Genomic DNA, 19,377 nt, shown 5'->3' on the forward strand with positions numbered 1-19,377 from the left:
GGTCAGTACACCAGGCCCTGGGACAGGGCCTGCTTGGCGTTGGCGGACGTGAAGTGACCGTCCTTGATGATCACCTTGGGCTGTACGCCGGTGGTGCCGTAGAAGTCCTGCAGCGACCGGAAGGCGAGCGGGCCGAACCGCGGGTTGGTCTCGATGTCGGCGACGGCCTGGCCGGCGGCGACGTTCTGCACCATCTGCGAGATGCCGTCGATGGTGACGATCCTGACGTCCTTGCCGGGGGTCTTCCCGGCGGACTTGATCGCCTGGATGGCGCCGAGGGCCATCTCGTCGTTCTCCGCGTAGACCGCGTCGATGCCGGGGTGCGCCTGGAGCAGCTGCTCCATCACCTTCTGCCCGTCGGTCTGGGCGAAGTTGCCGGTCTGGGAGGCCACGATCCTCATCTTCGGGTACTTGGCCCTGACCTGGTCCTCGAAGCCCTTGGTCCGGTCGGTGGTGACGTTGTTGCCGGGGCTGCCGGTGAGGATCGCCACGTGCGCGCTGCCGCCGGTGGCGCCCGCCAGGTCGTCGGCGGCCGTCCGGGCCTGGCCGTAGAAGTCCGAACCGATGAAGGCGATGAAGTCCGTGCAGGCGGTGCCGGTGACGGAGCGGTCGATGGTCAGGACCGGGATCTTCTTCGCCTTGGCCTTGGCCAGCGCGGGGCCGAGGCCGTCGGAGTTCTCCGGGGCCACGATCAGGGCCTTGGCGCCCTGCGCGATCATGTCCTCGATCTGCGAGTTCTGGGTGTTGACGTCGGCGTTGGCGTTCCGCTCGATCAGTTTGACGCCGAGCTTCCTGGCCTGCGCCTCGATGCTCTTGGTCTCGGTGGCTCTGAAGGGGTTGCTGGTGGACTCCGACTGCGAGAAGCCGACCACGGTCCTGCCGTCGGTGATGTCGAGCTTCGGGACGCCGCCCGCGTATCTCTGGTACGTGCACGCCGGGCCGGCGGCGGAAGCGCTGGGGGAGGCGAGCTGCTGGGCGGCCGCGGTGTTGTCGCCGCTGCTCGCGCCGGCGCTGGAAGAGGGAGAGCCGTCACCGGAGTTGGTGCAGGCGGTCGCGGCCAGGCACAGGCCCGCGGTCAGTACCGCGGCGGACACGGCCTTGGCCCGGAGGAAGGAGTACATGCGCCGATCACATCCTCGTCGAAACGGTCGGAGCGTGCGGGAGTTCTGAGGAAGTCAGAGCGGGAGAACCGGCCGGGCGGGCTTGTGGGGCGACCTGGCCTGACACATCCATACAACGATGTAGAGGCACAGTGGAGGACGGCCGCCGGAACTGTCAATACGTCAGCTCGCTTTCACAGCAATCGACTTGAGCGCAGACCACGTGAACGCCGGTACCGCGGGTAAAGGCCGGCTCCCGAGACCGTCTTCAGTCGGTCATCCGAAGGCGTCGCAAGCGCCAAGTACCCACTTGAAACGGGTAGTTGAGCCCGAAAGCGCCGCGGTACCCATGGCCGGGCATCCCGGTCGGCGCCGAAGGGTGGACACGGCAACCAGGCTGTGCTGTCATCGTCCTGCTCGCTTTTCTATCGTTGTAGTAGCGACCTTCTGCGACCTTCACGCTCAGCCCTGTGCTCGATGCCGGTGCCGTCCGTCGTCCCCTCATGGCTCCTTCCCGGCGGACCGAAGCGCGTCAACGCCCCGCGCGCTCCCGCCAGTTCTTCACCCTCTTCCCCGAGCGGCTCCTCCAGGAGAACCGAATGACACCAAGGAACGACAACACCGAGCTGCCTGCGAACGACTCGAACGTCCCCGATTCCCCGGCCAGCCACGACGCCGAGGACGGGAGACTCAGCCGCCGCGGTCTCATCCGGTGGACCGGCGTCGGCCTCGGTGCGGCCGGCGCCGGTCTGCTGCCGGGCTTCACTCCCAGCGCGCAGGCCGCGGCTGCTCGGCCGTCGCAGCAGACGTCCACGGCCGTCCCCGACTCCTCGGGGAGCCGCTTCCCGGGCCTGGCGGCTCCGTCGTTCGAGCCGATCCGGCCCCCCGCCGTACCGCTGGCCGTACGCTCGCCGTACCTGAGCACGTGGCTGAACGCCGATCTGCCGACCGGCCACTGGCCGGCGTTCTGGACGGGCCACACCACCGCCATGACCGGCGTCATCCGGGTCGACGGCACCAACTACCTGTTCCTGGGCGCGCCCAACGTCCCCGACCACCCGCTCTCCCGCGGCGCGGCGCAGCGCTCGCTGACCCTCACCGCGACCCGCTCGGAGTTCGTCTTCGAGGCCGGCGGCGCGGAACTGACCCTGACGTTCCTCTCCCCGGTCGAACCGGGCGACCTGCGCCGCCAGTCGATGCCGCTGTCGTACGTCATCGCGGACGTGCGCAGCTCCGACGGCACGGCGCACGACGTCTCGCTGTACTTCGACATCTCCGGCGAGTGGGCCTCGGGCGACTCCGGGACGAAGATCCGGTGGTCCCAGCAGCAGCTGTCCGGCTCCGGCGGCACCACGGCGACCTCCCTGTCCTTCGCTCCGGACAGCCCCGGAGTGCTCAGGGAGAACGGCGACATGGCCTCCTGGGGAACCGTGGTGTGGAGCGCCACCAACCGCCCGGGGCTGAGCTGGCAGATCGGCTCGGACACCAGCGTCCGCGCCGCCGCGCTGGCCGGCCACGCACTGGCCGACTCCGCCGACACCCGGCAGCCGCGCGCCATCAACGACAACTGGCCGGTCTTCGCCTTCCGTTTCGACCTCGGCAGCGTGCGCGGCTCGACCCGCGCCCTGCTGTCGGTCGGGCACGTCCGCGAGCCCGCCGTCAGCTACCTCGGCGAGCAGCTGCCGCCGCTGTGGACGTCGTACTGGCCGAACTGGCAGGACATGGCGGCCTTCTTCCACTCCGACGCGGCCGCGGCGCAGAAGCGCACCGCGGCCCTGGACCACAAGGTCCGCGCGGAGGCGACGGCCGCGGGCGGCGCGCAGTACGCCGCGCTGTGCGCGCTCTCCCTCCGGCAGGCGTTCGCGGGCACCGAACTGGTCAGCAGGAAGGGCAAGCCCTGGGCGTTCCTGAAGGAGATCTCCTCCGACGGCAACGTCTCGACCATCGACGTGACCTACCCCGCGATGCCGGTGTTCCTCTACCTGGACCCGCAGTACCTCGGCCTGCTCCTCGAACCGCTCTTCGACTACGCGGAGAACGGCGGCTGGCCCAAGAAGTTCGCCGAACACGACCTCGGCTCCAGCTATCCCGACGCGAGCGGGCACAACGACGGCAACGAAGAGGACATGCCGGTCGAGGAGTCCGCCAACATGCTGCTGATGACCGCCGCCTACCTGGCGCGCAGCACCTCCGCCACGGCCGCCGCGTTCGCGTCCGCGCACTACACGATCCTCAAGCAGTGGGCCGACTACCTGGTGGACAACGCCCTCGACCCGGGCTACCAGAACCAGACCGACGACTTCACCGGCTTCATCGCCCACAGCGCGAACCTCGCCCTGAAAGGCATCCTGGCCATCGGCGCGATGAGCCGGATCGCGACCGCGGCCGGCAACCCCTCCGACAGCTCCCACTACGGCGGCACCGCCCGCGACTACATCGGCCAGTGGGTGGACAAGGCCCAGGACACCGACAAGGACCATCTCAGGCTCGCCTACGACCAGCCCGGCACGTGGAGCCTGAAGTACAACGGCTACCCCGACTCGCTGCTCGGGCTGAACCTCGTACCGCGCGACGTGGCCCACAAGGAGGGCGACTGGTACCTGTCGCAGGCCAACCAGTTCGGTGTCCCGCTGGACCTGCGGCACAGCTACACCAAGGGCGACTGGGAGATGTGGACGGCCGCGTGGCTGCACGACCACCCGGTCAGCGACGTGCTGATCTCCGCGCTCTACCGGTTCGCGCACACCTCGCCCTCACGCGTGCCGTTCACCGACTGGTACGACACCGCGGCGAACACCCAGAGCGGCTTCCAGGCCCGCCCGGTGGCCGGCGGCGTGTTCGCGCTGCTGAGCCTGCGCCGCTAGCCGGTCCGACCGGTGCCGGCGGCAGCACATCTGCCACCGGCACTCCGACACAGCCGCGTTGTTAGGGTGCGCGCATGTCATCGGCCAAGCAGTTCCAGGTCACCTTCGACTGCGCGGAACCCGAGCGGGTCGCTCGCTTCTGGTGCGAGGTACTGGGGTATGTCGTGTCGCCGCCGAAGGGGTTCGCCACATGGGACGAGTTCGATCGCTCGCGGCCGCCTGAGGACCGGGGTTCCTGGTTCGCCTGCGCCGATCCTTCGGGTGCCGGGCCGCGACTGTTCTTTCAGCGCGTTCCCGAAGGCAAGGTCGTCAAGAACCGGGTCCATCTCGATGTGCGGGTGGGCACAGGGCTGGTGGGGGAGGAGCGCCTGGCCAGGCTCGAGGCCGAATGCGCACGGCTGGTCGCGCTCGGCGCGGTACGCGTGGAACTGCTGGCCGACGACAACGATTCGTGCATCGTGATGCAGGACATCGAGGGCAACGAGTTCTGTCTCGACTGAGCACCCGCGCGGGGCGCCGGGATGCCGGGGCGCCGCGCGGGTGCGGATCGGGTTCCGTATCGGGCGGGCGGTTCGGGGAACTCGGGTCTGCGGGGCGGGAGCCGCTGACCGGCGGAGGAGGTGCCGTTGCCGTGGACGACTGGGAGATGCACGACGACGTACGGCTGTCGCTGCGCGAACGGCTGGCGCTCGTGCAGATCGAGACGGACCTCCGGCGGGACCGCCGGTTCGCGCGCCGCATGGGAGACGCCCGACGGGAAGTGTGGCTCCCTCTTGCGGTGCTGCTGCTGGGAGCCGCCTCGGCGTTCGCGGCCGTCATGGGCGTCCGCACCTCGGACCCCGCACTTCTGGGGTGCTTCGCGCTCCTCTGGCCGCTGACCCTCGTCCAGGCCTTCCGCCTCCTGTGCCGAACGGTACGGCACCGCACCCGCCAAGGAGAGTCCACGCGGCCGTGGTTCTGAGCGGTGTCGGGGGCGAGTTGGAGCGCCCGGGGCGACCTCCGGCTACGCGCGTTGAGGCAGGCCAGCGGAGTGGCGGGTCGGCCCGTACCTCGGCGGCACTTCGCAGCGCAGGGCACGAGGAGCAGGGCGAGGGCCGCCGGACGGCTGGGCGAGACCGAAACACACCGGGTGGGCGGTGGGCAGAAGCGACCCTACGCCGGGCGGATGAAAGCCGAAGCTCCAAGCGGGGTGAGGCCGGCGCGAGCCTTCGCGGGGCCGCAGCGCGTCCACGCCCCCCGGTACCGCCGCCTCCCCCGTGGCTTTCCGGCTCTAGACGAGTAAGTCCGAAGGGTTGGTCAGTGGTCGTAGGCGATCAGTGAGCGTGTGATGGCTCGGCCTGTGTTGCGGTTGTGCCAGATCGCGGTCGTCATGGCGAGGATCCGTTGTCCGACACGGGCGAGAACGCCGGCGGGGGTTCTCGCGCCGTGACGCTCGAGGTCGAGCTGGCCCTTGAGGGTGTCGTTCACCGACTCGATGAGCTGACGGATGGGCTTGAGAAGGTGTTCGCCGGGCCGGGGGGTGATGTTGCGGTAGGTCGGCCGCAGCAGGGTCAGGCCGTGCTCGGCCATGAAGGCGTCGAGGTGCCTGGATACGTAGCCCTTGTCGCCGACGATGGTCTGTCCGGGGTGGGTGGCCAGTAGGTCCTGGTCGCCGGTGAGCATGTCGGCCAGCACCTCGCGTTCGTCAACTTTGGGGTTGGCCAGGGCCCAGGCGATCGGGAGGCCGCCGGGGGTGCACACAAGGTGAAGACGCAGGCCCCAGAAGAACCGGGAGTGCGAGGGGCAGTAGCCGTAGCCGGCCCAGCCGGCCAGGTCGGAGCGCTTCGCGGTGGGCCGTGAGCGGGCGCACTCCACGGGGGTGGAGTCCACGATCCACACGTCGTCGTGCCAAAGGTCGCTGTCCCGGGCCAGGGTGCGGATGAACCTGCTGATCAGCGTGTTCGCGGCCCGCAGGCGTTTGTTGTACCCGGACTGCCCGGGCAGGTAGGGGAACTCGGCCGCCAGATGGACGCGGGCGAACCGCAGCCAGCGGGCTTCGGAGACGAACCCGAGCAGGGCCTGCATCACCGCCAGCGTCAACAACTCGGCATCGCTCAGGCTCGGCGGGCGGCCCCATCGACGCGATCCTGCCAGAGAGTCATCGATCTTCACGTACAGTGCAGTCGCGAGGGTTTCGAGGTCTGTCGTCACAAACGGACCAACGAGACCCTCGCTTCATGCACTCGGCCCCTTCGGACTTACTCGTCTAGTGCTTGCCGCGGCCCGTCAGGGCGTCGCGCATGCGGTCGACCAGGCCGGCTCCGGGGGCGAGGAGCTTGTTGGCCGGGGGAGTGTCCGGGGCGGACGGGTGCGGGCGGGTGGGGGCCGTCTTCTTCGCGCGGCGCACCTTGTCACCGAGGTCCATCAGCGCGTCGGGAGGGCAGGCGGCCTCCAGCCGGGGGAAGAGGTTCTGCTCCTCGTCCGTGATGTGGGACCGGATCTCGCTCATCAGCTGCGCCATCAGCGAGTCGAACCGCGGATCGTCCGCCTGGCAGCTCTCCAGGTCCTTCATGATCTGCTCGGCCTTGGCGTGGTCCTCGAGCTCCTTGTCGGCCAGGGCGTCCCCGCCGGTGATGTGCTCGCGCACCGCCGGGTACAGATAGGCCTCCTCCGCGACCGAGTGGCGTACCAGCTCGATCGTGGCCTCGTCGGCCAGGTCCTTGCGCTCCTTGGAACCGGGCGGCAGTGCCTCGATGCGGCCGAAGATCTCCTCGACCTCGCGGTGATCGGTCGTCAGCTCCTGGATGACGTTTCCGCCGTGACCCATGTCCTTACCTCCTGCGAGACATCGCGGCGACCCATGACGGCCTGCCGTCGCCGCGTCGAGTGCCCCGCGTACGGCGCGCTACACGGCCCGCCCGCGCCCCGTCAGCCCATCGAGTGGCGGGCCGCGGCCGTCCGGCCCGGCTCGGACAAAGCCCACCGCCACCAGTGGTCCAGCGCCTCCTCGCGCAGCTCCGCCGCGTTCAGCAGCGCCGGCCAGCCCACCGCCCGCGCCTGGGCGGTGACCTTGGCGCCGCCCGCGACCGGGTCCACGGCGATCACCGGGGTGCCGGTGCGCAGGGCCAGCACCAGGCCGTGCAACCGGGTGGTGACCACGAGGTCGCAGCGGGAGACCAGCGCCAGGAACTGCTCGGCCGTGCCGCACAGCCGCCAGTCGTCCGAGGCCAGCCGGGTGTCGGCCGGCATCCGCGCGCAGTCCTTCCCGCCCAGCCAGCCGGTGATCCTGGCGTTGACCTCCTCGTGGCGGCGGCGGGCGCCGTACTCGCCCTGCCCGTGCGAGAGCACCACCGCGGCGACCGGCGGCAGCGGGCCCGCCGGGGCCGTGGCCGCGAGGTCGTGCCGGGCCGGGGCCGCGGCGCCGTCCCGGGCGACGATCTCATGGAAGCCCGTGGCCGCGGGATCCGCCGGATCGACGACCGAGACACCGGCGGCCAGTCGCCGACAGGTCGCGAACCTGGCATGCAGCGCGGCCACCTGAGGTCCGTGCACCGGACCGCACACGAAGAGCAGGGTGTCGTACGCCTCCGGGCGCGCCGTCTCCAGCGACAGCGCACCCGGACGGAAACCGGGGCTCCACGCCGTGTCGTGCCGGATGCCCGCCCGGGTCAGCGCGGCCGACACCTGCCGCTCGGCGAGCACGTCCCCGGCGGTCGCCTCGCCGTCCCGGAAACTGAACCAACCGGTCAGCAGGACGCGCCGCGGAGACCGGCCGGCGCGCCGCAGGGCGCCCAGCAGCGCGTCGGTGATCTCGTCGTGCATGCCCCTCTCCCGGCCTGTCCGGACCTGCCCGCGGCGTTGCGCCGGAGCGCCGTGTGACGCCGGAGTCGCGCGAGTACCCGTGGTTCCGGAGAATAAGAATCCAACGTGTGAAACCAACTGGCAGGGGCACTCCGCTGCCAGTGCCGTCCAGCCAGCGGCGGCCGTACAGGGCGGTCCTCCGGACCAGCGGGACCCAGGCCCTGTCCCCGATACCCGAGTCGGGGCCGACGAGCCCGGCCCGGCGACGCGGTACGCGCCGAACGCCCAGGCAGGAGCGTTCCCGGGGCGCGACGACGTGGACGAAGGAACAGCCCCATGACTGGTGACACACCGTTTTCCTGGCGGCGCGCTCTCGTGACCGGCGGCGCCGGCTTCCTCGGCTCCCATCTGTGCGAAAGGCTGCTGGATTCGGGGGTCGAAGTCGACTGCGCCGACAACCTCGTCTGCGGGCGGCGGGAGAACGTCGCCCACCTCGAGGACCGGCCCGGTTTCCGGTTCGTGCAGGTGGACGTCTCCGCCCCGGACTGCGTGCAGCACCTGCCGGGGCCGTACGACCTGGTGCTGCACTTCGCCTGCCCGGCCTCGCCCGCCGACTACCTCCGGCTGCCCCTGGAGACCCTGGACGCCGGCAGTCTCGGCACCCGCAACGCGCTCACGATCGCCGCCCGCGACCGGGCGCGCTTCCTGCTCGCCTCCACGTCCGAGGTCTACGGCGACCCGCTGGTCCACCCGCAGCACGAGGGCTACTGGGGCAACGTGAACCCGATCGGGCCGCGCAGCGTGTACGACGAGTCCAAGCGGTTCGCCGAGGCGCTGGTCACCGCGCACGCCGGTGCCCGGGGCACCGACGCCGGGATCGTGCGGCTGTTCAACACCTACGGGCCGCGGATGCGGGTCCACGACGGCCGCGCGGTGCCCACCTTCATCTGCCAGGCGCTCGCCGGGGAGCCGCTCACGGTGACCGGCGACGGCAGCCAGACCCGTTCGCTGTGCTACGTGGACGACACCGTCGACGGCGTCCTGCGGGTGGCCGCGAGCAGGTCCGTGCGGCCGGTGAACATAGGCGGCAGCGACGAGATCACCGTCGCCGACCTGGCCCGCCGAGTGGTCGCCCTCACCGGCTCCCGCTCACCCATCGCGTTCGTCGACCGGCCCGTGGACGACCCCTGCCGGCGCCGGCCCGACACCGCGCTCGCCCGCGAACTGCTCGGCTGGTCGCCGCAGATCCCGTGGGAGGAAGGCCTGAAACAGACCATCGCCTACTTCGCCGCGCAGCAGCCGCAGGACGAGCCGCCCGCCACGCCCCCCGAAGGCGCGCCGGTGCGGCAGCCGGCCGCGCGGCCCCCGGGAGGCGCGCCCGCGTCGCAGCCCTGACCCCGACCGCCCGCCGCCCAGGAGAGAGACACCGCATGCACGTCCTCGGTATCAACGCACTCTTCCACGACCCCGCGGCCGCCCTGATCACCGACGGCAAGGTCGTGGCGGCGGCGGAGGAGGAGCGGTTCTCGCGCCGCAAGCACGGCAAACGGCCCGTGCCCTTCTCCGCGTGGGAGCTGCCGGAGCAGTCGGCCCGCTGGTGTCTGCAGCAGGCCGGCCTCACCCCGTCCGACCTGGACGCCGTCGCCTACTCCTACGATCCGGCGCTCGCCCGGCCCGCCGAGGAGATGGGCCTGAACGACCCCTGGGACCACCTCCGCCAGGAGTACGCCCGCCAGGCCCCCGGCTTCCTCGCCGAGGCGCTGCCCGGCCTCGACCCGGCCAAGGTGAGGTTCGTCCCCCACCACGTGGCGCACGCCGCCTCCGCCGGGCCCGTCTCGCCGTACCCGGACTGCGCCGTGCTCGTCCTCGACGGCCGCGGCGAATGCGGCTCCCACCTGGCCGGCCGCTACACCGGCCGGGAGCTGACCGTCCTGCACACCCAGGAACTGCCCGACTCCCTCGGCCTGTTCTACGAGGATCTCACCCAGCACCTCGGATTCCTGCGCAGCAGCGACGAGTTCAAGGTGATGGCACTCGCCTCCTACGGCACCCCGCGCTTCGCCGAGCGGCTGCGGGAGTACGTCCGCCCCGGCGACGGGGGCGGCTTCCGGGCCCGGCCCGTGCCCTGGGCCGAGTTCGTCCCGCCGCGCCCGGCCGGCGGCTCCTGGAGCCAGGACCACGCCGACCTCGCCGCCAGCGCCCAGCTGTGCCTGGAGGAGGCCATGCTCGCCCTGGCCCGGTGGCTGCGCGAACACACCGGCGAGGACGCGCTCACCATGGCCGGCGGAGTCGCGCTGAACTGCGTCGCCAACACCCGGCTGTGGCGGGAGAGCGGCTTCGAGCACGTGTGGGTGCAGCCGGCCGCCGGGGACGCCGGTACGGCCCTCGGCGCGGCCGCCCATGTCGCGGGCCAGAAGGACACCCTGCAGCCGATGCCGACGGCCGCGCTCGGCCGGGGCTGGAGCGACGCCGAGCTGCGGCAGTGGCTGGAGCGGGCCGCCGTACCGTACGAGGAGCCCGCAGACATCGCCGAGACCGCCGCCGAGGCGCTGGCCGCCGACGGGATCGTGGCCTGGTTCCAGGGCCGCAGCGAGTACGGGCCGCGCGCCCTGGGCCACCGCTCCCTGCTGGCCCACCCCGGCAGGGCGGAGAACCTGGAACGCCTCAACGCCGTCAAGGGACGCGAGGAGTTCCGGCCCGTCGCGCCCATGGTGCTCGCCGAGCGCGCCGCCGAGATCTTCGACGGTCCGCTGCCCAGCCCGCACATGCTCTTCGTGCACGACGTGGCCGCCGAGTGGAAGGCCCGCATCCCGGCCGTCGTCCATGTCGACGGCACCGCGCGCATCCAGACCGTCGACCGCGCCCAGGAGCCCCTGGTGGCCCGCATGATCGACGGGTTCGAGCGGCGCACCGGGCTGCCGGTGGTCGTCAACACCAGCCTGAACACCGCCGGAAGGCCCATGGTCGACGACCCGCGCGACGCCCTGGAGTGCTTCGGCTCCGCACCCGTGGACCTGCTGGTGCTCGGCCCGTTCGCGGTCCGCCGCGGGAGGGCGTTCGCATGACCGGCGCGCCCGCCTACAGCGTCGTCGTCCCGACGATCGGCCGCCCCTGCCTCGCCGAGTGCCTGCGCGCGCTCGCCGAGGCCGAGGGGAACCCGCCGCACGAGGTGATCGTCGTCGACGACCGGCCCGCACCCGACGGCGCACTGCCGCTGGACGCGGCCGGGCCGCTGCGCGAACGGATACGCACCCTGCGCACCGGCGGCAAGGGCCCGGCCGCCGCCCGCAACGCCGGCTGGCGTACCGTCACGACCCCCTGGACGGTCTTCCTCGACGACGACGTCCAGGTGCTCCCGGACTGGTCCCGGCTGCTCGCCGAGGACCTGCGGGAGGCCGGGGAGGACGTCGGCGGCATCCAGGGGCAGCTGCATGTCCCCCTGCCCCTGGACCGCCGGCCCACCGACTGGGAACGCAACACCAAGGGCCTGGAGAACGCCGCCTGGGCCACCGCCGACATGGCCTACCGCACCGACGCGCTCACCCGGGCCGGCGGCTTCGACGAGCGCTTCCCGCGCGCCTTCCGCGAGGACGCCGACCTCGCCCTGCGGGTGCAGCGGGCCGGCTGGACGCTGCGGCGCGGCCGGCGCGTCACCCGCCACCCGGTCCGCCCCGCCCACTGGTGGGCCTCGCTGCCCGCGCAGCGCGGCAACGCCGACGACGCGCTGATGAACCGGCTGCACGGCCGCGACTGGTGGAGCCGCGCCGAGGCGCCCCGCGGCCGGCTGCCCCGCCACCTGGCGGTCACCGGCGCCGCGCTGGCCGCCGCCGGCTGCGCCCTCGCCGGCCGCCGCCGCGCCGCGGCCGTCTGCGCCGCCCTGTGGACGCTCGGCACCGCCGAGTTCGCCCTCGCCCGCATCCTGCCCGGCCCCCGCACTGCCCGCGAGATCGCCTCGATGGCCGGCACCAGCGTGCTCATACCGCCCCTCGCCGTCCGGCACTGGCTGCGCGGTGTGGTCCGCCACCGGCACGCCCGACCCCTGGGAGGCGCCGCATGACCGTGTGCGCCGTCCTGTTCGACCGCGACGGCACCCTCGTGGCGGACGTGCCCTACAACGGCGACCCCGACCGCGTCCGGCTGCTGCCCGGCGCCGCCGAGGCCGTCGCCCTCGCCCGGTCCCACGGCCTGGCCACCGGGGTGGTCAGCAACCAGTCCGGCATCGGGCGCGGACTGCTCACCGCCGACCAGGTGCGCCGGGTCAACGAGCGCGCCGACACCCTGCTGGGCGGCCTGGACACCTGGGTGTTCTGCCCGCACGCCCCGGACGCCGGCTGCGACTGCCGCAAACCGCGCCCCGGACTGGTGTTCACGGCCGCTGCGCGCCTCGGTGTCCCGCCCGCCCGGTGCCTGGTGATCGGCGACATCGCCGCCGACGTGCTGGCGGCCCGCGCGGCGGGCGCCCGGGGGGTGCTCGTCCCCAACGCGGCCACGGCGCCGGCGGAGGTGGCACGTTTCGCCGAGGACAGCGCCCCCGACCTGCTCACCGCCGTACGCGGCGCGCTCGCGGCGGCCCCGGACCGGACGCGCCCGCTCCCGCCGCAGGCGGCGGTCCCGGAGGGGAGGCCGTCGCCATGAGGTCCCTCGTCGTCCGGCTCGACAGCTTCGGCGACGTGCTGCTCGCCGGCCCGGCCGTGCGCGCCGTCGCCGCCCACAGCACGCACGTCACCCTGCTGTGCGGGCCGCGCGGCGCCGACGCCGCGGAACTGCTGCCCGGTGTCGACGAGCTGGTGGTGTGGGAGGCGCCCTGGGAGGGCTTCGACCCGCCGGACGTGGACCCGGGGGACATCGACGCGCTGGTCGCCCGGCTGCGCGCCGGCGCCTTCGACTCCGCGCTCGTCCTCACCTCCTTCCACCAGAGCCCCCTGCCCACCGCCCTGCTGCTGCGCCTCGCGGGCGTGCACCGGATCGGCGCCGACAGCGTCGACCACCCCGGACGGCTGCTCGACGTGCGGCACCGCAGGCTGCCCGGCCGGCACGAGGCCGAGGCGGCCCTGGACACCGCGGCCGCCATGGGCTTCCGGCTGCCCGCCGGGGACAACGGCAGGCTGCGCGTCCTGCCGCCCCCCGACACCAGCGCCCTGACCGGCTACGGCCCCTACGTCGTCCTGCACCCCGGGGCCAGCGCCCCCGCCCGCGCCTGGAGCCCGCGGCGCTGCGCGGAGGCGGTCGGCCTGCTCACCGACGCCGGGCACCGCGTGGTCGTCACCGGCGGCCCGCACGAGCGGGTGCTCACCCGCTGCGTGAGCGGCGACCTGGCCGTCGACCTCGGCGGCCGCACCTCCCCGCGCACCCTGGCCGGAGTGCTGCGCATGGCCGACGTCGTGATCAGCGCCAACACCGGACCCGCCCACCTCGCCGCGGCCGTCGGCACCCCCGTCGTGTCCCTGTTCGCGCCGGTGGTGCCCGCCGGACGCTGGGCGCCGTACGGCGTCCCCGCCATCCTGCTCGGCGACCAGTCGGCGCCGTGCGCGAACACCCGGGCCCTGACCTGTCCCGTGCCCGGACACCCCTGCCTGGACGAGGTCACCGGGCAGGACGTGGTGCGCGCGGTGCACAAGCTCATCCAGGAGCGCCACTCATGAACATCCTCGTCTGGCACGTGCACGGATCGTGGCTCACCGCCTTCGTGCAGGGCCTGCACACCTACCTGGTCCCGGTCACCGAGGACCGCGGGCCCGACGGGCTCGGCCGCGCCGTGACCTGGGACTGGCCGCAGACCGTCGAGGAACGCACCCCGAAGGAACTCTGGGACGCCGACATCGACCTGATGGTGCTGCAGCGGCCGCACGAACTCGACCTGGCCCTGCGCTGGACCGGCCGCCGGCCCGGCGTGGACGTGCCCGCCGTGTACGTCGAGCACAACAGTCCCGACGAGACGCCCGAACGCCAGCCCCACCCGCTGGCCGCGCAGTCCGCGATCCCGATCGTGCACGTCACCCACTTCAACCGGCTCATGTGGGACAGCGGCCAGGCCCCGACCGAGGTCGTCGAGCACGGCATCATCGATCCCGGCCCGCTGTACACCGGCACCGAGCGGCGCGCCGCCGTCGTGGTCAACGAACCCGTGCGCCGGGGCCGGACCACCGGCACCGACCTGCTGCCCCGGTTCGCCCGCTGCGCACCCCTGGACGTCTTCGGCATGCGCACCGAAGGGCTCGCCGACCACCTCGGCCTGCCGCCCGAACGCTGCCGCACGCGTGACCTGCCCCAGCACGAGCTGCACCGGGAGATGGCCCGCTGCCGCCTCTATCTGCACCCCGTGCGCTGGACCTCGCTCGGGCTGTCGCTGCTGGAGGCGATGTTCCTGGGCATGCCGGTGGTCGCCCTCGACACCACCGAGGTGCGCGAGGCGGTCCCCGACGGCGCCGGGGTGGTCTCGAACCGCCTCGACGTACTGGAGGACGCCGTACGCGCCTTTCTCGCCGACCCCGCACTCGCCCGCCGCACCGGCGCGGCGGCCCGGGCGGCGGCACAGGCCCGCTACGGAGAGCGGCGCTTCCTCGACGACTGGGAGCGCCTGATCAAGGAGGTCACCCGATGAGCAGCCGTACCCGCCACCCGGCCGGGCGCGTCGCCATGGTGTCCGAGCACGCCAGCCCGCTGGCCGCGCTCGGCGGACCCGACGCCGGCGGCCAGAACGTGTACGTCGCCCAGGTCGCCCGGCAACTCGCCAGAAGGGGACACCGGGTCACGGTGTACACCCGGCGGGACTCGGCGGACCTGCCGGACCGGGTGACCCTCGACGACGGAGTGCAGGTGGTGCACGTGCCCGCCGGGCCGCCCGCACCCGTCCCCAAGGACGAACTCCTGCCGCACATGAGCGAGTTCGGCGACTTCCTGGCCCGGCAGTGGTCGCTGGACCCACCGGACGTGGTACACGCCCACTTCTGGATGTCCGGCCTGGCCGCCCTGGCCGGAGCCCGCGAGCTCGGCATACCGGTCGTGCAGACCTACCACGCGCTGGGCACCGTGAAGAAGCGCTACCAGGGCGCCTCGGACACCAGCCCGCCGCAGCGCCTCGCCATAGAGGAGGCCGTCGGCCACGACTGCGCCCGCATCATCGCCACCTGCAGCGACGAGGTCGCCGAACTGAAGGCGATGGGCCTGGACGAGGACCGGATCAGCATCGTGCCCTGCGGAGTCGACCCCGACCAGTTCCGGCCCGCCCCCCGGATCCGGCCCGCCGGCGCCCGCAAACGGCTCCTGTCCGTCGGCCGGCTGGTGCCCCGCAAGGGCTTCGACCGCGCCATCCGCGCCCTCGCCGGCATTCCCGGCGCCGAACTGGTCGTCGCCGGCGGCCCCGGGGCCGGGCTGCTCGGCGCCGACCCCGAGGCCCGCCGCCTCGCCGCGATCGCCGCCGAGTACGGCGTCGCCGACCGCGTCACCCTGCTCGGCGGGGTGGGCCGGGACCGGATGCCCGCCCTGATGGCCGACGCCGACCTCGTGCTGTCACTGCCGCGCTACGAGCCGTTCGGCATCGTCCCGCTGGAAGCCATGGCCTGCGCCACCCCGGTCGTCGCCACCGCCGTCGGCGGCCAGCTCGACACGGTCGTGGACGGCACCACCGGCGTCCTGGTGCCGGCCGACGAGGATCACGACCTCGGGCCGGTCGTGCGCGCCCTCCTCGCCGACCCCGAACGGCTCGCCCGCTACGGGGCCGCCGGCCGGCGGCGCGTGCTGACCCACTACACATGGGACCGGGTGGCCGACGGCGTGGCCGCGGTGTACGGCGCCGTCTCCTCGATCCCCTCGCTCTCGGGAGTGGTGCGATGAAGACCGGCAGCGGCACCGAGACCCCCGTGGACGGCGCCGTGGGCGCCACTCACTGCGACGACCTCGCGAAGGCCCTGGACGCCTTCCGCGACCACGGTCCCCTCCTCGAACGGTGGGGCGGCGAACTCGCCCGCAGGCTGGGCGCCGGAGCCCGGCTGCTCGTCGCCGGCAACGGCGGCAGCGCCGCCCAGGCGCAGCACCTGACCGCCGAACTCGTCGGCCGCTACCGCGACGACCGGCCGCCGTTCTCCGCGGTCGCCCTGCACGCCGACACCTCCTCCACCACCGCGATCGCCAACGACTACGGCGTCCAGGAGGTGTTCGCCCGGCAGACCGCCGCCCACGGCCGCCGCGGGGACGTGCTCATGCTGCTGTCCACCAGCGGCGCGAGCGCCAACCTGCTGGCCGCCGCCGACCGCGCCCACCGCCTGGGCATGACGGTGTGGGCGCTGACCGGCCGCGCGCCCAACCCGCTCCAGCTCGGCGCCGACGAGGCCCTGTGCGTGGACGCGCCGGTGGCCGCCACCGTGCAGGAACTCCACCTGGTCGCCGTGCACATGCTGTGCGAGGCCTTCGACCAGGCCGTCGAGCGCGGAGCGGCCGGCCGGGCCGGCGGCGACGGGGTGGACGGCAGGCCGGGCGTCGTCGGCCGGCTCGTCGGCCGGGCCCGCACCGTCGCGCCCGCCGCGCACCGGAAGGGACAGACATGACGAGCACGCGCACCCCCCTGGTCGTCGTCGGCGACGCACTGCTCGACCACGACCTGTGCGGCCGGGCCGAGCGCCTGGCCCCGGACGCCCCCGTGCCGGTGGTGCACGGCGCCCGGCGCAGCTCCCGCCCCGGCGGCGCGGCCCTCGCCGCCTGTCTCGCCGCGGCGGACGGCCGCCCGGTCACGCTCGTCACCGCGCTCGGCGACGACAGCGCCAGCCGGACCCTGCGCGAGCTGCTGGCGGGCCGGGTCGAGCTGGTGGAGGTGCCGCTGGAGGGCACGCTGAGCAGCAAGACCCGGGTCCTGGCCGGGGACCGGCCGCTGCTCCGCCTGGACGACGGCGAGGGACGCGCCCGCGCGGCGACGGGGGCCGCCGAGGACGCGATCACCGGCGCCCGCGGCATCCTGGTCGCCGACTACGGCCGGGGCACGGCCGACGTCCTGCGGGACGCCCTCGCCCGGACGCCGGCCCCCATGGTCTGGGACCCCCACGTACGCGGCCTTCCCCCCGTCCCCGGCGTCCGCCTGGTCACACCGTCGGCGCAGGAGGCCCGCACCTTCGCCCGGCACGTGACGGGTGGCGACGGGTCCGGCGGGGTCGGAGGGCTGTCCGGGTCCGGTGGGTCCGGCGGCTACGAGAGGGCGGGCGGGTCCGGCGGGTTCCACGCGGCTGGCGGCTCCGACGGGGCGTACGGGTCCGGCGGGGCCGGTGAGTCCGGCCGGTCCGGCGACCGTGCCGGGGCTCACGGAGCCGAGCGTTCGGGCAGGTCTCACGGCTCTGGCGGGACCGGTGCGTCCGACCCGTCCGGCGGCTTCGCCGGGGCCCGCGGATCCGAGGGGCCGGACGGGTCCCACGGGGTTCACGGCTCAGGTGGGTCCGGCGACGAGGAAGGGCTGCGCGCCGCCGCGCGGGATGCCCGCACCCTGGTCCGGGCCTGGCGGGCACGGGCCGTCGCCGTGACCCTCGGCGAGCGCGGCGCGCTGCTCTCCCACGGTGAGACCCCGCTGCTGGTGCCGACCCCGGCCGCCGCGGCAGGCGACCCGTGCGGCGCCGGCGACCGGTTCGCCGCGACCGCCGCCGGCCTGCTCGCCGACGGGGCGCTCACCGAGGCCGCCGTACAGGCCGCCGTGCACGCCGCGACCCGGTATGTCGCCGAGGGCGGGGCCCGCGCGGTCGCCGCCGCCGAGCAGCCGGACCCGCCCCAGGCCGCGCCCGCGGACGGCGACACCACCAGTGACGCCGTGCGCACGGCTGCCCGGGTGCGGAGCGCGGGCGGCACCGTCGTCGCCGCGGGCGGCTGCTTCGACCTGCTGCACGCCGGGCACGTGGCCCTCCTGCAGGCCGCACGCCGGGCCGGCGACTGCCTGATCGTCTGCGTGAACTCCGACGACTCGGTGCGCCGCCGCAAGGGCGCCGGCCGCCCCCTGGTGCCCGTCGCCGACCGGGTCAGGGTGCTGCGGGCACTGGAGTGCGTGGACGCGGTCGCCGTGTTCGACGAGGACACGCCGGAACGCATCCTCGGCGAACTCCGCCCGCACATCTGGGCGAAGGGCGGCGACTACGCCCGTACCGAGCTGCCGGAACAGCCCCTGGTGGAGAGCTGGGGCGGCCAGGTCCTGCTGCTGCCGTACCTCGACGGCCGCTCCACCACCGGTCTGGCCCGCCGCGCCGCCCAGAGCCCGGCCCCGGCCGCAGGCCGCACAAGGTGACCACCGCCGCCGGCCCGGCCGGGGCTTCACCCGGAGGCTGTCGCCCGCCCGCCGTCCCGACCCGGCCCCGGCAGGAGGACGGCGTGGAGGCACCGGGCGACCCCCGCGTCCCGCCCGGTCCGATGCCTGCCGGCGGCGCAACACCCGGCGGGGCGTCCCCCCTCGTCCCGGACGCGGTCGGCCGCACCACCGTCATCGTCCACGCGGCCGGAGCCGCTCAGAGAGCCTCGGTCACCGCCCCGGCCCGGCCCGCCGTGCCACCGTTCGTCGCCCACCCGGCCGTAGACCCTCGGCAAGGCGTCGGCCGCTCGCCGCGTGGTACCCGCCCGTTCGTCGAGTCCCGGCTCCCGCACCCTTCGGAGGACCCATCCGGTGACCCTCACCCTGCACCGCTCCCCGACCGTTCTGGTCCTGCGCGCCCTGGGCCTCGGTGATCTGCTTGCCGGTGTGCCCGCGTTGCGCGGTGTGCGCCGGGCCTTTCCCGGGCACCGGATCCTGCTCGCCCTGCCGCCGGGGCTGACCGAGGCGGCCCTCGCCACCGGGGCGGTCGACGCCGTGTTCCCGGCCGAGGCGCCGGGGCGGGCGGTGCCGTCCCTCACGCACTGGGCCGGACCGCCGCCCGACGTGGCGATCGACCTGCACGGCAACGGCCCGGAGAGCCGCGACGCCCTCGCCGCGCTGCACCCGCGCCGGCTGCTCGCGCACGCCTGCCCGGACGGCCCGCCCTGGCAGGCGCAGGCCCACGAACGGGACCGCTGGTGCGCCTTCCTGCACGCCTACGGCATCCCGGCGGACCCCCTGGACCTGCGCCTCCCCGAGCCGGACACACCGTCACCGGTGCCGGGCGCCGTGGTCGTGCATCCCGGCGCGGCCTCCGGCTCCCGCCGCTGGCCGGGGGAGCGGTACGCCGCCGTCGTACGGTGCCTGCGCGCGGCCGGCCACCACGTGGTGCTCACCGGCGGCCCCGGCGAGGAGGCCCTGGTGCGTTCGGTCGCCGAGCGCAGCGGACTGCCCGCCGGCGACGTGCTCGCCGGCGGCCTGCCGTACGGGGAGCTGTCCGCACTGGTCGCCGGGGCGTCCCTCGTCCTCAGCGGCGACACCGGCCCGGCGCATCTCGCGGTCGCCCACGGCACTCCCTCGGTCACCCTGTTCGGCCCCGTCTCCCCGCGCCTGTGGGGGCCGCCCCCGAGCCGCCGCCACCTGGCCCTGTGGAAGCCCGGCCCGCCCGGCGACCCGCACGGCCCCACCCCCGACGCCCGCCTGCTGCGCATCCGCTCCGGCGAGGTCGCCGCGGCCTGCCTGACCCTGCTGCGCCCGGTCCGCGACGGCGCCCCCGACGCCCGACCGGAGGTGGCGCGTGTCCACTGAGTCCGTGCCCGGC

Annotated in this window: 17 protein-coding genes; 13 read left to right on the forward strand and 4 right to left on the reverse strand. The window is 74.1% G+C overall.

Going from position 1 to position 19,377, the window contains the following annotated elements:
* Positions 1-2 precede the first annotated feature (2 nt).
* Positions 3-1,121 carry an ABC transporter substrate-binding protein gene (locus OG956_RS32885; protein ID WP_330341650.1) on the reverse strand — a complete coding sequence of 373 codons (1,119 nt, stop codon included), beginning with the start codon at positions 1,119-1,121 and terminating at the stop codon, positions 3-5.
* 578 nt (positions 1,122-1,699) lie between these two features.
* On the opposite strand from OG956_RS32885, the gene OG956_RS32890 reads away from it, so the two are divergent.
* The 3 genes from OG956_RS32890 (at position 1,700) to OG956_RS32900 (ending at position 4,925) form a co-directional block, all read left to right on the forward strand.
* Positions 1,700-3,964, forward strand: a complete 2,265-nt coding sequence (locus tag OG956_RS32890; RefSeq protein WP_330341651.1) for a glutaminase family protein — start codon at positions 1,700-1,702, stop codon at positions 3,962-3,964.
* A gap of 74 nt (positions 3,965-4,038) precedes the next feature.
* Positions 4,039-4,464 (forward strand): VOC family protein, encoded by a 426-nt coding sequence (locus OG956_RS32895; RefSeq protein ID WP_330341652.1) that lies wholly within the window; start codon positions 4,039-4,041, stop codon positions 4,462-4,464.
* 131 nt (positions 4,465-4,595) lie between these two features.
* Positions 4,596-4,925, forward strand: coding sequence for a DUF3040 domain-containing protein (locus tag OG956_RS32900; RefSeq protein WP_330341653.1), 330 nt, complete (start codon positions 4,596-4,598; stop codon positions 4,923-4,925).
* 335 nt (positions 4,926-5,260) lie between these two features.
* On the opposite strand, the gene OG956_RS32905 is transcribed toward OG956_RS32900, so the two are convergent.
* The 3 genes from OG956_RS32905 to OG956_RS32915 all read right to left on the reverse strand — a co-directional run bounded on the left by OG956_RS32905 (position 5,261) and on the right by OG956_RS32915 (position 7,765).
* On the reverse strand, positions 5,261-6,154 hold the full coding sequence (locus OG956_RS32905) for an IS982 family transposase (RefSeq protein WP_330335877.1): 894 nt from the start codon (positions 6,152-6,154) through the stop codon (positions 5,261-5,263).
* A gap of 55 nt (positions 6,155-6,209) precedes the next feature.
* Positions 6,210-6,770 carry a hemerythrin domain-containing protein gene (locus OG956_RS32910; protein WP_330341654.1) on the reverse strand — a complete coding sequence of 187 codons (561 nt, stop codon included), beginning with the start codon at positions 6,768-6,770 and terminating at the stop codon, positions 6,210-6,212.
* Positions 6,771-6,871: 101 nt separating this feature from the next.
* On the reverse strand, positions 6,872-7,765 hold the full coding sequence (locus OG956_RS32915; RefSeq protein ID WP_330341655.1) for a polysaccharide pyruvyl transferase family protein: 894 nt from the start codon (positions 7,763-7,765) through the stop codon (positions 6,872-6,874).
* A gap of 315 nt (positions 7,766-8,080) precedes the next feature.
* Here OG956_RS32915 and OG956_RS32920 point away from each other — a divergent pair, with 315 nt between their 5' ends.
* From OG956_RS32920 to OG956_RS32965, 10 genes are all read left to right on the forward strand, one after another.
* Positions 8,081-9,139 (forward strand): NAD-dependent epimerase/dehydratase family protein, encoded by a 1,059-nt coding sequence (locus OG956_RS32920; RefSeq protein ID WP_330341656.1) that lies wholly within the window; start codon positions 8,081-8,083, stop codon positions 9,137-9,139.
* Positions 9,140-9,174: 35 nt separating this feature from the next.
* Entirely contained in the window at positions 9,175-10,809 is a 1,635-nt protein-coding gene (locus tag OG956_RS32925; protein WP_330341657.1) for a carbamoyltransferase family protein, read from the forward strand.
* Entirely contained in the window at positions 10,806-11,801 is a 996-nt protein-coding gene (locus OG956_RS32930; protein WP_330341658.1) for a glycosyltransferase family 2 protein, read from the forward strand. Before OG956_RS32925 ends, OG956_RS32930 begins: the two co-directional genes overlap by 4 nt.
* Positions 11,798-12,379, forward strand: coding sequence for a D-glycero-alpha-D-manno-heptose-1,7-bisphosphate 7-phosphatase (locus tag OG956_RS32935; RefSeq protein ID WP_330341659.1), 582 nt, complete (start codon positions 11,798-11,800; stop codon positions 12,377-12,379). The genes OG956_RS32930 and OG956_RS32935 overlap by 4 nt, the downstream gene beginning before the upstream one ends.
* On the forward strand, positions 12,376-13,386 hold the full coding sequence (locus tag OG956_RS32940; RefSeq protein ID WP_330341660.1) for a glycosyltransferase family 9 protein: 1,011 nt from the start codon (positions 12,376-12,378) through the stop codon (positions 13,384-13,386). Before OG956_RS32935 ends, OG956_RS32940 begins: the two co-directional genes overlap by 4 nt.
* Positions 13,383-14,345, forward strand: coding sequence for a glycosyltransferase (locus tag OG956_RS32945; protein WP_330341661.1), 963 nt, complete (start codon positions 13,383-13,385; stop codon positions 14,343-14,345). The genes OG956_RS32940 and OG956_RS32945 overlap by 4 nt, the downstream gene beginning before the upstream one ends.
* Positions 14,342-15,577, forward strand: coding sequence for a glycosyltransferase (locus OG956_RS32950; protein WP_330341662.1), 1,236 nt, complete (start codon positions 14,342-14,344; stop codon positions 15,575-15,577). Before OG956_RS32945 ends, OG956_RS32950 begins: the two co-directional genes overlap by 4 nt.
* Complete coding sequence (locus OG956_RS32955) at positions 15,574-16,287, forward strand: D-sedoheptulose-7-phosphate isomerase (protein WP_330341663.1); 714 nt, start codon at positions 15,574-15,576, stop codon at positions 16,285-16,287. Before OG956_RS32950 ends, OG956_RS32955 begins: the two co-directional genes overlap by 4 nt.
* Entirely contained in the window at positions 16,284-17,996 is a 1,713-nt protein-coding gene (locus tag OG956_RS32960) for a PfkB family carbohydrate kinase (RefSeq protein WP_330341664.1), read from the forward strand. The genes OG956_RS32955 and OG956_RS32960 overlap by 4 nt, the downstream gene beginning before the upstream one ends.
* A 372-nt stretch (positions 17,997-18,368) precedes the next feature.
* Positions 18,369-19,364 (forward strand): glycosyltransferase family 9 protein, encoded by a 996-nt coding sequence (locus tag OG956_RS32965; protein WP_330341665.1) that lies wholly within the window; start codon positions 18,369-18,371, stop codon positions 19,362-19,364.
* Positions 19,365-19,377 lie beyond the last annotated feature (13 nt).

The organism is Streptomyces sp. NBC_00557, assembly GCF_036345995.1.
Classification (GTDB): domain Bacteria; phylum Actinomycetota; class Actinomycetes; order Streptomycetales; family Streptomycetaceae; genus Streptomyces.

Excerpts from the sequence above, each read along its gene's own strand:
- OG956_RS32935 (WP_330341659.1), top strand. The coding sequence starts at position 11,798 with ATGACCGTGTGCGCCGTCCTGTTCGACCGCGACGGCACCCTCGTGGCG.
- OG956_RS32945 (WP_330341661.1), top strand. The coding sequence starts at position 13,383 with ATGAACATCCTCGTCTGGCACGTGCACGGATCGTGGCTCACCGCCTTC.
- OG956_RS32915 (WP_330341655.1), bottom strand. The coding sequence starts at position 7,765 with ATGCACGACGAGATCACCGACGCGCTGCTGGGCGCCCTGCGGCGCGCC.
- OG956_RS32960 (WP_330341664.1), top strand. The coding sequence starts at position 16,284 with ATGACGAGCACGCGCACCCCCCTGGTCGTCGTCGGCGACGCACTGCTC.
- OG956_RS32950 (WP_330341662.1), top strand. The coding sequence starts at position 14,342 with ATGAGCAGCCGTACCCGCCACCCGGCCGGGCGCGTCGCCATGGTGTCC.
- OG956_RS32925 (WP_330341657.1), top strand. The coding sequence starts at position 9,175 with ATGCACGTCCTCGGTATCAACGCACTCTTCCACGACCCCGCGGCCGCC.
- OG956_RS32930 (WP_330341658.1), top strand. The coding sequence starts at position 10,806 with ATGACCGGCGCGCCCGCCTACAGCGTCGTCGTCCCGACGATCGGCCGC.
- OG956_RS32890 (WP_330341651.1), top strand. The coding sequence starts at position 1,700 with ATGACACCAAGGAACGACAACACCGAGCTGCCTGCGAACGACTCGAAC.
- OG956_RS32940 (WP_330341660.1), top strand. The coding sequence starts at position 12,376 with ATGAGGTCCCTCGTCGTCCGGCTCGACAGCTTCGGCGACGTGCTGCTC.
- OG956_RS32920 (WP_330341656.1), top strand. The coding sequence starts at position 8,081 with ATGACTGGTGACACACCGTTTTCCTGGCGGCGCGCTCTCGTGACCGGC.
- OG956_RS32955 (WP_330341663.1), top strand. The coding sequence starts at position 15,574 with ATGAAGACCGGCAGCGGCACCGAGACCCCCGTGGACGGCGCCGTGGGC.
- OG956_RS32885 (WP_330341650.1), bottom strand. The coding sequence starts at position 1,121 with ATGTACTCCTTCCTCCGGGCCAAGGCCGTGTCCGCCGCGGTACTGACC.
- OG956_RS32910 (WP_330341654.1), bottom strand. The coding sequence starts at position 6,770 with ATGGGTCACGGCGGAAACGTCATCCAGGAGCTGACGACCGATCACCGC.
- OG956_RS32895 (WP_330341652.1), top strand. The coding sequence starts at position 4,039 with ATGTCATCGGCCAAGCAGTTCCAGGTCACCTTCGACTGCGCGGAACCC.